This window comes from Longimicrobium sp. (assembly GCA_036389135.1).
In the GTDB taxonomy this organism is placed as follows: domain Bacteria; phylum Gemmatimonadota; class Gemmatimonadetes; order Longimicrobiales; family Longimicrobiaceae; genus Longimicrobium.
On the sequence record DASVQP010000085.1, the window covers coordinates 121,217 to 134,105 of the forward strand.

Annotated in this window: 10 protein-coding genes; 5 read left to right on the forward strand and 5 right to left on the reverse strand. The window is 69.9% G+C overall.

Annotation, left to right across the window (positions count from 1 at the left end):
- Positions 1-400 precede the first annotated feature (400 nt).
- Positions 401-1,798, reverse strand: coding sequence for a S8 family serine peptidase (locus VF584_19765; protein HEX8212423.1), 1,398 nt, complete (start codon positions 1,796-1,798; stop codon positions 401-403).
- A gap of 435 nt (positions 1,799-2,233) precedes the next feature.
- Here VF584_19765 and VF584_19770 point away from each other — a divergent pair, with 435 nt between their 5' ends.
- Positions 2,234-2,938 carry a hypothetical protein gene (locus VF584_19770; GenBank protein HEX8212424.1) on the forward strand — a complete coding sequence of 235 codons (705 nt, stop codon included), beginning with the start codon at positions 2,234-2,236 and terminating at the stop codon, positions 2,936-2,938.
- Between the two features lie 100 nt (positions 2,939-3,038).
- Here the strand turns inward: VF584_19770 and lon are convergent, their stop codons facing one another.
- Entirely contained in the window at positions 3,039-5,627 is a 2,589-nt protein-coding gene (lon, locus tag VF584_19775) for an endopeptidase La (GenBank protein ID HEX8212425.1), read from the reverse strand.
- A gap of 493 nt (positions 5,628-6,120) precedes the next feature.
- On the opposite strand from lon, the gene VF584_19780 reads away from it, so the two are divergent.
- Together VF584_19780 and VF584_19785 are read left to right on the forward strand one after the other, a co-directional pair.
- Positions 6,121-7,443 carry an aldolase/citrate lyase family protein gene (locus VF584_19780; protein HEX8212426.1) on the forward strand — a complete coding sequence of 441 codons (1,323 nt, stop codon included), beginning with the start codon at positions 6,121-6,123 and terminating at the stop codon, positions 7,441-7,443.
- Positions 7,444-7,579: 136 nt separating this feature from the next.
- Positions 7,580-7,903, forward strand: coding sequence for a hypothetical protein (locus tag VF584_19785; GenBank protein HEX8212427.1), 324 nt, complete (start codon positions 7,580-7,582; stop codon positions 7,901-7,903).
- A gap of 182 nt (positions 7,904-8,085) precedes the next feature.
- Here the strand turns inward: VF584_19785 and VF584_19790 are convergent, their stop codons facing one another.
- Positions 8,086-8,406, reverse strand: a complete 321-nt coding sequence (locus VF584_19790; protein HEX8212428.1) for a DUF2188 domain-containing protein — start codon at positions 8,404-8,406, stop codon at positions 8,086-8,088.
- Positions 8,407-8,664: 258 nt separating this feature from the next.
- Between VF584_19790 and VF584_19795 the strand changes: the two genes are divergently transcribed.
- The gene (locus VF584_19795) at positions 8,665-8,949 is read left to right on the forward strand and encodes a BrnT family toxin (GenBank protein HEX8212429.1); all 285 of its coding nucleotides are present in this window, start codon (positions 8,665-8,667) and stop codon (positions 8,947-8,949) included.
- Positions 8,933-9,520: a hypothetical protein gene (locus VF584_19800; GenBank protein HEX8212430.1), complete on the forward strand. Its 588-nt coding sequence runs from the start codon at positions 8,933-8,935 to the stop codon at positions 9,518-9,520. Before VF584_19795 ends, VF584_19800 begins: the two co-directional genes overlap by 17 nt.
- Before the next feature lie 184 nt (positions 9,521-9,704).
- Here the strand turns inward: VF584_19800 and VF584_19805 are convergent, their stop codons facing one another.
- On the reverse strand, positions 9,705-11,279 hold the full coding sequence (locus VF584_19805; protein ID HEX8212431.1) for a S41 family peptidase: 1,575 nt from the start codon (positions 11,277-11,279) through the stop codon (positions 9,705-9,707).
- Positions 11,276-12,505, reverse strand: coding sequence for a tetratricopeptide repeat protein (locus VF584_19810; protein ID HEX8212432.1), 1,230 nt, complete (start codon positions 12,503-12,505; stop codon positions 11,276-11,278). Before VF584_19810 ends, VF584_19805 begins: the two co-directional genes overlap by 4 nt.
- Between the last annotated feature and the right edge of the window lie 384 nt (positions 12,506-12,889).

Sequence of the window (12,889 nt, forward strand, 5' to 3'; positions counted from 1 at the left end):
ACCTGGGGGAGGGGCGCACGCCCGCATCCGCTCGCAACGCACGGATCGGTAGGGGCGCGATTCATCGCGCCCACCCCTCGCCCCGCCACGACCCTCGCCCCGCCAGCAGATCTCGGTAGGGGCAGACCTGCGTGTCTGCCCGCCCTCGCCCCCACCGCGATCCCCGCTTTACGCACCCGATCTCGTAGGGGCCGCCCCGCGTGGTGCCCGTGCCCGCCCCCGCGCCGCGCCCCGCGCCCCGCACGAATGCACGCAAACGCCCCTCCGCCAGCGGTTTGGGGGAGGGGCAGCGAGGAACGAGCGGGGAGAGGGCCCTCGCCACAAAACGGAACGGGCGAGGCGCAATCCGCGCCTCGCCCGTCCCATCTTTCCCAGCGGTGCTACCTCATCGTGCGAAGGCTTACAGGCCGGCGCCCAGCGTGGTGCCGGTGATGGCCTTGTACACGTCCAGGCGGCCGTTGCCGAACTTGGTGTCGTAGCCCGCGACGCCCAGGTCCTTGGCCGAGCTCTCCAGGCGGGCGCGCAGCGCGGCGCCGCGCAGGCCCGTCTTGGAAGCCACCACCGCGGCGGCGCCCGTCACCTGCGGAGTCGCCATCGAGGTGCCGTTCATGTAGGCGTAGCTGCCACCCGCCAGCGGGCCGCTGTAGGTGCGCCCGCCCTGGTACCCGGCCACGACCGCGCTGAAGATGCAGCCTTCCTCGGTCGTGTTGCTGTAGCACAGGCCGCCCGGAGCCGCCATGTCAAGCCCGCTGCCGTACTGCGAGTAGCTGGTGAGACCGTCCTTCCAGTCGGTCGCGGCCACCGAGATCGCGTTGGGGTCGCAGGCGGGGCAGCCCACCTTGTTGGTGCCCGAGTTGCCCGCGGCGGCGATCACCAGGACGCCCTTGTTGGTGGCGTACTGGATCGCGCTCTTCTCGCCGGACGAGATGGTGCGGCCGCCGAGCGAGAGGTTCATCGCCACCATGTTCGGCTGGTCGGCCGCGGCACGGATCGCGTTGATGATGGAGGAGGTGTAGCAGCCGGCGGCGCCGCAGACGCGCTGCACGAAGACCTGAACGTTCGCGGCGGCGCCGGTCACGCCGGCCACGCCCACGGTGGCACCGGCGCTGGTGCCGGCGGTGTGCGTGCCGTGCCCCTGGTCCGAGGTGTCGTCCGAGCTGAAGTCGTTGCAGGTGCCGCTGCCGTTGCCGGCGGCCGCCATGCTGTACCAGTCGCAGCCGCGGATCAGGCGGCCGGAGAACTCCGGGTGGCTGTAGTCCACGCCCGTGTCGATGTTGCTGATCACCACCGCGGCGCCACCGACGCCGATCCCCTCAATCGCGTCCTCGTCAGCGTCGGCGACGGAGGCGTACGACGACGGGATGGGACCGGTGCGGCCGTCCGCGTCGTTGTAGAAGTTCATGTTCAACCCGCCCGGGTTGTAGAAGGCCCACAGGCGGCTGTCGATCGCTTCGACCTTGCGGATGTAGTTCGGCTCGGCCCACTCCACGCGGGGGTCGTTCTTCAGCACGGCGGCCAGCGCGCGCTCCTGGCCGCGGGCGCCGTTCAGCAGCTCGAAGGAGCCCTGGTAGCCCACCGAGCGGCGCACGAGGCCGTTGGCGCGGAGAAGGTCGCTCGCGTCGACCCCGTCCTTGAACTTCACCAGCACTTCACCCGGGGCGACCTCGTCCTGCGCGGGAGCCGCGGCGAACTCGGGGCTCTGCACCGGCGACATGGCGGTGTTGGTGGGGGCTTCGTCGGAACAGGCGGCGAGGGTGGCCAGGGCGAGGACGCCGACGGCCGAAAAGCGGATGCGCATGAGGAACTACTCCCGTGTGACTGGCATGGTGACGGAACAACCGCAATCCTGTGTGCCGCACCAGACCGATGCGCAACAGGATGAGTGTTCGAGTGGTCGGCGGGAGTAAAGGCAAGCACCGGACCGCGGCAAATCGCGGGCTACCTAGGTGTTAAGTCGTTGCGGGATCATCGTTTACGTTTTGTAGGCCGAAACGTATGTCGCTCCAGAGCGGTGCGGGGCGCACCATTCTGGTGCGGCAGAGTGGTGCGGCCTTCGCGCGACATCTCGCAAGTCGAGAACAGCATTGCGCTTAGCTCTCGTCCAAAGCGCGCGGAGAGCACACGCGGGAGGCCAGGGAGTCCGCTCCAACGCGACAGGGTTGCGGAACGCGTCGCGCAGGACAAATCTTGCTCGGCCCGGCTGCACATCTTGCCCTCGCTCCCGCACCCGCCGATGAAAGCGACCCTGCTGGCCGCAGCTCTCTGCGCGGCCGCCACACCCGCGCACGCCCAGGTGGAGTTCCTCACCGACTTCTTCAAGGAGGTGAACAGCGTCGCCCTCTCCGTGCAGGGGGGCGGGATACCGGGCTCCGCCAACCTGACGACGCGCGGCTCGGACTGCCCGGGCGGCGGAGTGTGCGGGGTGTTCGCCGAGATGCTGATCGACCTGCCGGACGTCGGGGGCACGGAGCTGGAGCTGGGGCTGGGAACCGGCTACCTGCGCGGCTTTCGCGCGCGCGAGGAGAGCCTGGACCTGCACGGCTCCATGCGCTCCATCCCCGTGGTCTCGGCGTATGCGACCTTCCCCGAGATCGAGCGGCTGGCGCGGATCGAGCCCTACGCCGGGCTCAGCGTGGGTGCTGCGCAGCTCTGGAACGCGCGCGGCTACGACCCCGAACGCACCGTGTTCGCCGTGGAGGGCGAGACGCTGGAATTCGGGGCTACCGCGGGGCTCTACCTGCCGCTGCGCGGGCTGTTCGTGGAAGGGGTTTACCGCGTGCGCCGCTTCGAGAGCATCACCTGGGAGCTCCCCGAAGCCGCCGAGGAGCGTCTCCCCGCCAACTGGCCCCGCTCCCTCGACGCCAGCGGCTGGACGCTGGCGGTCGGCTGGCAGTTCCGCTTCCGCGACCAAGCCAAAGAAGAGGAGCCGGACACCTGAACAACATCACACAGAGCCGCAGAGGAAACGGCAAGAACACGAGAGAGTCTTTCCTCCGTGTCCTTGCCGTTCCTTCCGTGTCTCTGTGTGAGGCGCTGTTTCAGCGGCTGCCGTGCATCTGTACCGCGCCTTCAAGGCCGCGGCCACCGCCCGTGGTGAGCGGCAGGGGCAGCTCGGGAAAGCGCAGCTTCCCCTCGCTCATGCTGGCGCCGCGCAGGGCCACGGAGAGCGCCTGGTCGATCGTCTCCACCGGGTGCACGTCCAGCGCGGCCAGCACCTCGGCCGGCAGGTCCTCCAGGTCGCCCTCGTTGTCCTTGGGGAGGACGATGGTGCGAATCCCCGCCCGGTGCGCGCCGAGAAGCTTCTCCTTCACGCCGCCGATGGGGAGCACCCGCCCGGTCAGCGTGACTTCGCCCGTCATCGCCACGTCCGAGCGGACGGGGGTGTCGGAGAGGGCCGAGACAAGCGCCGTCGTCATGGCCACGCCCGCCGAGGGGCCGTCCTTGGGGATGGCGCCCGCCGGGACGTGGATGTGCAGCTCCGAGCCCCACGCCTTGCGCGGGTCGATCCCGTAGCGCCCCGCGTTGGCGCGGGCGTACGTCAGCGCGGCGCGCGCCGACTCCTTCATGACGTCGCCAAGCTGGCCGGTGAGCACCAGGTTGCCGAAGCCGGGCTGCGCGGCACCCTCCCCCTCGCCCGTGGCGGCCACGGCGGCCCGCTGCTGCGCGCTGACCTCGATGAACATGATGTCGCCGCCCACCGGCGTGTAGTACATCCCCGTGGCCACGCCCACGGTGTCCTGCCCGCCCGCGCGCTCGGGGTGCACCCGCGTGCGCCCCAGCAGCTCCTTCACCCGCTCCAGGTCCACCTTCACCGTGCTCTCCGCGCCGGCGGCGATGCGGCGCGCGGCCTTGCGCGCCAGCTTCCCCACCTCGCGCTCCAGCTGGCGCACCCCGGCCTCGCGGGTGTACTCGGCGATCACGGCGCGCAGCGCCTCGTCGGTCACCTCCAGCTCCTCGGCGCGCAGCCCCGCGTCTTCGCGCTGCCGCGGAAGGAGGAAGCGCTCGGCGATGGCCTTCTTCTCCTGCTCCGTGTAGCCGCGGAACTCCACCGCCTCCATGCGGTCGTACAGCGGCGCCGGGATGTTCTGGACGTAGTTGGCCGTCGCGATGAACAGCACCTCGCTCAGGTCGAACGGCACGCCCAGGTAGTGGTCCGTGAACTCGTGGTTCTGCGCCGGATCCAGCACCTCCAGCAGCGCGCTCGACGGATCGCCCTGGTAGCTGACGCCCAGCTTGTCCACCTCGTCCAGCAGGATCACCGGGTTGCGGCTCTTGGCCTGCTTGAGGGCCTGCACGATGCGCCCCGGCATGGCGCCCACGTAGGTGCGCCGGTGCCCGCGGATGTCCGCCTCGTCGCGCACGCCGCCCAGCGCGATGCGCACGTACTTGCGGCCCAGCGCCCGCGCGATCGACTTGGCGATCGACGTCTTGCCAACGCCCGGAGGACCGGCGAAGAGGATGATGGGCCCCTTGGCGGTGGCTTTGGCCTTGGCTTCGGCGATCTCGCGCTCCAGCTCCTCCGCCGATGCCTCCGCCTCGGTGCCGGAGAGGGCCTCCGCCTCGATGGCGGCCTCCTCCTTCACCTCATCCTCGGCGCGGCGCGCGGCGAGCTGGCGCACGGCCAGGAACTCCAGGACGCGGTCCTTGACGTCCTCCAGCCCGTAGTGGTCCTCGTTGAGGATCTCCTCGGCGGGAAGGAGCTCCAGCCGGTCCTCGGTGCGCACGTTCCACGGCAGATCCGCCACCCACTCCAGGTAGGTGCGGATCACCTGGTACTCGGCGCTCTGCGGATTGGTGCGCTCCAGACGGCCCAGCTCGCGCTCCACCTCTTCGCGCGCCGTCTCGTCGAGACCGAGCGCCTCGATCTTCTCGCGCAGCTCCTCCAGCTCGGCGCCCTCGTCCTCCTCGCCCAGCTCGCGCTGGATCGCCTTCATCTGCTCGCGAAGGAGCATCTCGCGCTGGCGCTCGCCCAGCTCTTCCTGCACCTGCTGCTGGATCTCCTCCTGCGCCTCGATCATGGCGAGCTGGCGCTGCACGATGAGCAGAAGGGAGCGCAGGCGCTCTTCCACGGAGAGGATCTCGAGGAGCTTCTGCTTGGCCTCGGTTCCCATCTCCACGTAGAACGACACCAGGTCCGCGAACGGCCCCGGCTCGGTGACGCCGCTCATGAACTGCTGCAGCATCTCGGGCGGAATGCCGCGGCGCTTGCCGAGCTCGGCCGCGCGGTCGCGAAGCTCGCGGTAGAGCGCCAGGAAGGCGGGATCTTCCGCCGCGATCGGCTCCAGGTCGTGCATCTCGCGGACGTGCGCGGCCAGCCCGCGGCCTTCCGGTGCCACGTACTGGAGCGCGAGGGCGCGCCCCTCGCCCTGGATCAGCAGCTGCACGCCGCCGTTGCCGCGCTGCACCTGGGCGATGCGCACCACGGTGCCGACGGTGTAGAGGTTCTCCGCTTCCACCTCGTCGCGGTTCTCGCGCTGGGCCACGGCCAGCATGCGCCGGTCGCCGGCGAGCGCGGCCTCGATGGCCTGCAGCGTCCCCGGCCGCCCGGCCGAGATCGGCACGGCGGTCCCGGGAAACACGACCGTCTCCCGGAGCGGGAGAACGGGCAGCATCAATCGTTCACTCATCTCGTCATCCTTCCTTCAAGAAGGGGTCGCCATCCGCCGCGCCTCGTGCGGCCCGAACGGCGTGCTGGGGGTGGCGTTTCGCACAAGCCCTGCCACGCGAAAACCGCCCCGCGCCAGCCCACCCCGAACGTGTCTAAGTCTCGTTGTGTGATGCACTTAATATAACACATACCCCGCGTTTCCGCTGCTGTCATTGCGGCGGTAGCGCCCCCTGCCCCGCTGTCGTTCAGGCATGAACTACCGTCATCACGGCGTGCAGCCGCCCGCGTGTCTGCCCACCCTCTCCCCCACCGCGAACCCCGCCCTTCGCACCCAATCCTGCAGGGGCCGCCCCACGTGGCTGCCCGTACCCTGCGCATGCGCCGCCCCCCGGCCGGCCCGGAACCGCACTCCCCCACCCGGCGCCTTCCGTTCTCACGTCGTATAATACCCCGCAACGGCACGGACGGTATCGCGCAAGGGCGCGGTCTGGCGATGCCCATCGACCAACCCGATGTCCGATCTCGAAGAAGCCGAGGCAAAGCTGACCCACGCCCTGGCCCGCGCACGCACGGAGGAGCACGCGGAGCGCCAGCCCGTGCACACCGTGTACGGCGGAGCGCACCTCTTCCGCGCGGACACGGCGCCGCGCCTGGGCGCCCGCGCACTGGAGGCGCTCGACCGCTACGCACCGGACCCGGCCACTCTGGCAACCGCGCTGGAAGCGGACGCCCCTGCGGAGGCGGTGTGGGAGCGGGTCCGCGCCAAGCTGCTCCGCGAGCCGGTGGAGGACTTTCGCATCGACTTCGAGGACGGCTACGGCGTGCGCCCCGACAGCGAGGAAGACGAGCACGCCGAGACCGCCGCCCGCGAACTCGCCCGCGGCATGGCGGAGGGGACGCTCCCGCCCTTCATCGGCATCCGCGCCAAGGCGCTGACGATGGAGACGCGCGCCCGCGCCGTCCGCACACTGCGGCGCTTCGCGGACACGCTGCTGCGCTCCACGGGCGGCGTTCTGCCGCCGGGCTTCGTCATCACGCTCCCAAAGGTGACGGTCCCGGAGCAAGCGGAGCTGCTGGCCCTCCTGTTGGAACGGCTGGAGGCGGAGCACGGAGTGGCGGCCGGGACGCTGCGCATGGAGCTGATGGTGGAGACGCCCGAGGCGCTGTTCGACCACGAGGGGCGCGCGGCGCTCCCGGGGCTGGTGCGCGCGGGGCGCGGGCGGGTGGTCGCCGCCCACTTCGGCGCGTACGACTACACGGCGGCGCTGGGGATCACCGCCGCCCACCAGCACCTGCGCCACCCCGCGTGCGACTGGGCGCGCCACGCCATGCAGGTGTCGCTCGCGGGGAGCGGCGTGCGCTGGTCGGACGGCGCCACCACGCTCCTCCCCGTCGCCCCGCGTCGCGGCGAGCTGAGCGCTGAGCAGGAGGCGGAGAACCGGGCCGCGGTGCACCGTGGGTGGCGCGTGCACCACGACGATGTGAGGCACGGCCTGGCATCGGGCTTCTACCAGGGGTGGGACCTGCACCCGGCGCAGCTCGTGTCGCGCTACGCCGCGGTGTACGGCTTCTTCCTGGAAGGTGTGGACGCCGCCGGCGAGCGCCTCCGCAACTTCGTCGATCGTGCCGCGCGAGCCACCCGCGTCGGCAGCGCCTTCGACGACGCGGCCACCGGGCAGGGGCTCCTCAACTTCTTCCTGCGCGCCCTGGGCTGCGGCGCCATCAGCGAGGAAGATGCCCTCGCCCGAACCGGCCTCACCTCCGCCGAGCTGCGCATGCGCTCCTTTGCCTCGATCGTCCGCGCGCGGGAGGATCGCACCGAAAACGGCAAATGATTGGAGCTTTCCTGGCGCCCGGCGGCACCCTTAAACGGCGAGAGCCGCCCATGTGCGGGGGAGCACCTTCTCCTTTTACCCTCCCCCGCATCGTCCAGGGCACGGCGCCGCGGAACTGGAACCCAGGAGACCCCGCATGAGAGACATCCCCGAAAGCGACTGGAAGCTGTTCCGCACCGTGCGCGAGGCGGCCCTCGACCGCTACTGCGCGCGCGTCCTGGAAGAGAGCGCCGCGATCGTCGCTGACGAGCGCGAGACGAACCACGAGCGCTACATCCGCCTCTTTCGCCTGCTGGCGAAGCGGGACCGCACCATCGCCGACACGTTCAACGACCCCCGCCGCTCCGTAGCCCGCATGCAGCTCGCGCAGATGGGCGCCCTCGGCCTCGTCACCGACATCGAGCTCGCGCGCTTCTCCGTGGACACGCGCGAGACGGTGAGGCGGATCCGCGGCATATGATAGCCGGCGCCGGCCGGCTCAGAGGATCTCAGCGGGCCGCACGATCCTGACGTTGTTTTGCGCCTGCGGTCAGCTCCTGTATTACGACGGCAGACATAAAAAACCCGGCGGGGAAGGTCGCCGGGCGGTATCGAATCATAACGTTGGTGTCGTAGGTCACGCGGTGCACCGCTCCATCGGCGTCAGATCTCCCCCCGCAGGTAGCGCGCGTAGTTCCGCTTCCAGATCTTCAGCATCAGCGCGTCCGCGAGCGAGCCGGACAGCCGCTTCTCGATTTTCCCGTCCAGGCCGCGGACCACGACGTTGCACTCCGTCTTGTGAGCGATCTTCATCGCGGCATTGATCGCCTGATCGCGGGTCTTGTGGGTGCTGCGGACCACCCCGCGCACGCGCACCAGCCACTTCCCCTCCTTGGGAACGACGTACACGTCGATCAGCTTGCCGCCCGGCAGCACCGGAGCGGGCGCCGTGGCGGCGCCGTTCTCGATCATCGTCTTCGCCATCTCGTACCTGCCGGTTGATCTGCGAAACGCATTCGGACGGCCAAATATGAAGGAAATAATCACCCGCGCAATCACCCTGTATTCGACATGCAAACCGCTGGCGCTAAACGCTCTACGGGCGCTCCAATGGCGCATGCTGCTGCACCTAATTGTCATGCATATGGCGGAATGTCAGCTCCGTCTTGCGGGGAGAGCAGGGTTCATTGAGCTTGGATGAATGGCAGGGCACAAGTATGTTCCTCGGGCGGGGAGGCACCGGTGTCAGGCTTTCTCTTCGAGTACGATCCGGAGAAGGCGGCGAAGAACAGTTTCAAGCATGGCATCTCGTTCGGTGAGGCGCAGACCGTATTCACAGATCCTCTGGTGCTGGAAAGCGCGGATCTGGAGCACTCGGTCGAGGAGGAACGCCTTCTGCTGATCGGCCAATCCTTTCGTCGGCGTTTGTTGTTCGTGGTGTTCACCCAGAGGGGTGATGTCGTCCGCATCATCAGTGCGCGGAAGGCTACGAAACACGAGCGGAGGTTGTATGAAGAAGGATCCTGAGTTCAAGATGCTGCCCGCCCATGATTTTTCAGGCGCGGTCCGGGGCAGGGTCGCGGCCCGGTTCACCTCCGAGGAGCGGGATGCGCTCATCAGGCGGGTGGCCTCCGAGGAGGTGCAGACATGGACGGCGAACTGCCTCCTCCATGCGCAGAAGCTGGAGGCGGCACTCTTCACGCACCTGGTTCTTGCCGAGAAGCGTTCACCAGAGGAAGCCGCCGCCGAAGCACTGACGCTGCTGGATTGCGGTGGCCAGCGGAGCGTGCACCAGATGCTTTCCAGCCTTCGTGGCAAGCACCCGCTGCTCGGCGCCCTCGCTCACCGGTTAGCGGTATTCGCAGACGAGCGCAGCTGGCTCGTGCACCGGAGTGCGATCGAGAGCCAAGCGGCGCTCGCCTCCACCGAAAAAGCCGCGGATCTTCTCGACCGCCTCGAGCACATCGCGGCGGAAGCAGCCGCACTGAAGTCCGAGATAGAGGCGCTCGTGGCGGAGCGTCTCCTGGAAGACGGTTTCTCGAATCAGGAAATTGTCACGAGGCGGGACGAGACACACAAACTGTGGCTGGCCGCCTGATGCCGCGGCTCTGCCAGATTACGTGGTCATAGAAAGCGCCCAGTGGAGTGTATCCACGGGGCGCTTTGCTCAAGCTGCCTCCCAACGGGTCTCGCACAGAGGGCACGGAGATCAACGACAAGCCGCAGAGAACCCCTCCTGCTGTTCTTTCTTTCCCCCTCTGCGTCTCTGTGTGAAACCGCTGTTACGGCGCCGGCCGCAGCACCTCCGCCGCCTTGCCAAACTGCGCGGCGGCCTCGCGCACCTGCGGGTCGGTGACGGCGACGAGGCGGTAATAGCCGGTGTCGCCCCACTTCGAGAAGGCGATGCCGCGGGCCAGGACGCGCTGCAGCCGCGCATCCGCGTCGGCGCCGGCGGGGAGGGTGTGGCCGGCGCGCGCGGCAAAGGCGCGGAAGTCCGCCAGCGCCGCGTCGGGAAGGCGCGGCGAGGCGGCGAGGGCGTCGGCCGAGGGGAAGGCGGCGGCGTTGGCGCTCAGGTAGCCGCCGATCCAGCGCGTGGGGAGGTCCTCCTCGCGCAGGCGGGCGAGCCAGAGCGGGTCCGGCTCCGCCTCGGGGGTGACCACGTCGGGGAAGATGCCGCCGCCGCCGTACACCACGCGCCCGGCGGCGGTGCGGCACGAGGGGCGCCCGGCGGTGTCGCGCGCCGTGCGGGCCATGCGGTAGTAGTCGTTCACGCGCACGTCGCGGTACTGCCGCTGCACCACGCGGCCGCACGGCGTCTTGATGTGGCCGATCACCAGCATGATCGCCGAGCCGTCCGTCATGGGGAAGCCACGCATCAGCAGCGACTTGCCAAAGGTGGGGCGCCCCACCACCAGCGCCCGGTCGTGGTCCTGCAGCGCGCCCGCCACCAGCTCCGACGCGCTGGCGGTGCCCCCGTTCACCATCAGCACGACGGGGTACTGCCGCTCGCGCCGCCAGAAGGAGCGCTGCACGCGCACCGTCTCGCCCACGTCGGCTTTGCGGCCGGCGGACGAGTAGACGACGGTGCCCGCGGGGAGGAACTCGCCCGCCACCTTCGACGCCTCGTCCACCATGCCGCCGCCGTTGTCGCGCAGGTCCAGCAGGAGGCGCCGCATCCCCGTGCCCTCCAGTTTGGCGAGGGCGGCGTGGAGGTCTTCGGCGGCGCGCGTGTTGGAAAAGGTGGTCACGCGCACGTAGCCCGTGCTGTCGTCCAGCATCAGCACGGCGGGGACGGCGGTGCCCTCCTCGGCGCGCTGGCGACGGACGGTGCGCTCCAGCTCGGCCACCGAGCCGTCGACGCGCTCGCGCTCCAGCCGCAGGGCGACGGTGGAGTTGCGGGGGCCGGAGAGCACCACCTCCAGCTCGAAGGGGCTCTCGGCGCGCACCGGCTGCCCGTCGGCGGAGACGAGGACGTCGCCGGGAAGGATGTCCTGCCGCGCCGCGGCCGAGCCCGGCGCCACGCTCCGCACCACCGGCGTGCCGCGCGCGAAGTCCCACTCGATGGGCACCGGAAAGAGCCGGCCCTCGCGGTAGTCCTTTTCCTTCTGCGGCGAGAGGCGCGCTGCGGTGATGACGTACGAGTGCGGATCGGCGGCGCGCACCATCCCCTCCACCGCGGCCATGAAGAGGCGGTGGGTGTCGATGGAGTCCGGGTGGTTCACCCGAATCTGGTTGAGGACCTGGCTGAACATCTGCAGGTCCTCGGCAGTGCTGCGCGGGCGCACCACGCCCTCCTGCGCCGCCGCGGCGAGCGGAAGGAGGGCCGCGGCGGCGGCGGCCAGGATGGTGCGCCTCACGGCGTGGCCTTGATCTGGGCGTCGAGCGTGGCGATCCGCTCCTGCGCGTTGGCGTAGCCGGCGTCGTCGCGGGCGGCGCGGGCCACGTAGGCGCGGTAGTTGTCGAGCGCCTCCTGGGGCATTCCGGAGGAGTCGTACAGGCGCGCCAGCATGAGGTGCGGGGCGGCGTAGTACGGCTCCAGCTCGGCGGCGCGCGTGAACTCGGCGACGGCTTCCTGGGCCTTGCGGATGCGCACCAGCAGCAGCCCGTACTGCACGCGGGCGGCGGCGTCGTCGGGGCTCAGCTCCACGGCCAGCGCCAGCTCGCTCACGGCGGTGGCGGTGTCGCCGCGCGCCATCGCCAGCGCGCTCAGCGCGCGGTGCGCGGGGGCAAAGGACAGGTCTTCCTGCAGCGCGCGCCCGTACGCCTCCTGCGCCCCCGCGGCGTTCCCCATCTTCTCGTATACGGCGCCCAGGCTGTGCTCCATCAGCGCCTTGCTCTGGTAGACGAGGACCAGGTCGCGCGCGTCTTCCTTGCGCATCCCCTCGGCGGCGGCGGTGAAGTGCTCCGCGGCTTTGGCCAGGTTGCCCGTGAAGAAGTGGATCCTACCCACCAGGGGGTGGATGTACGGCTTGTCGCGGGCGGTGGCGCGCGCCAGCGCCCGCTCGTACTCGCCGAGCGCCTGCGGAAAGCGCCCCTCGCTGTACGCCACCCGGGCGCGCATCACGGGGTTGCTGCTGCGGAGCCAGGTCTCCACCAGGTGCGCCGCCAGCGCCGTGTTGGCGTCACCCGTCTCCCTGCGCATGTCCTCCGTCACCGCGCGCGTCATGTACACCCGCATCATCTGGCGCTCGAACGTCTCCACCAGGAACGGGTTCAGCGAGAGCGCCCGGAGCTGGAGCGAGTCGATCGCCTGGATCTCGGCCGAGCGGATGGTGCCCCGGTTGTTCTCCATGTAGCGAACGAGGCGGTCGGGCTCGGATATCAGCAGCGCCACCCGGCGGCCGTACAGCGGCTCCGCCCAGCCCGGCTGCAGCCGCGCCGCCCAGTAGAAGGCGGCAGCCGCCTCCGCCGGGCGGTCGCCGATGCGGTTGACGCCGTGGAGGTAGTACGTGTTGGCGTTGTTGGTGTCCGCCTGCGCCCAAAGAACGGGGCGGCGCGGGATGTCGCGGACGCGCGTGGACTGCGCGGGGGCCTGCGTGACGCAGACGAGCGCCGCGGCCGCGGCAAGAGCGATCTTGTGCACTGGGATGGCTCGGCAGGTGAGGTGAGGGGGCGTGGCGGGACCAAATCGCAGGCGACCATTATAAGGCCATTCCTCGCAGCGCACCAGACGTTTACGCAGGATGGCGGTCCGGTGGCGCTCGCGCCATTGCCGGATCGGGATAGGGGGCAGCCGGTGATCCCGGCTGCACCCCTCCCACACCACCGGACATGCGGGTCCGCATCCGGCGGTTCGGAAAGTTGAGGTCAGTGTGGTTGAAGCCGTACCAAGCCCATCTGCTCGAAGTGCTTGCCCGGCAGGGCAGTTTGGAGCGCGCCGTGGCGGGACATCCTCCACCAGCTTCGCGTGTGCTTGGCGGCGGCCCGGGCAAGCGGATCGGGGACTCCCCGAGTTCTCATCTCCCGG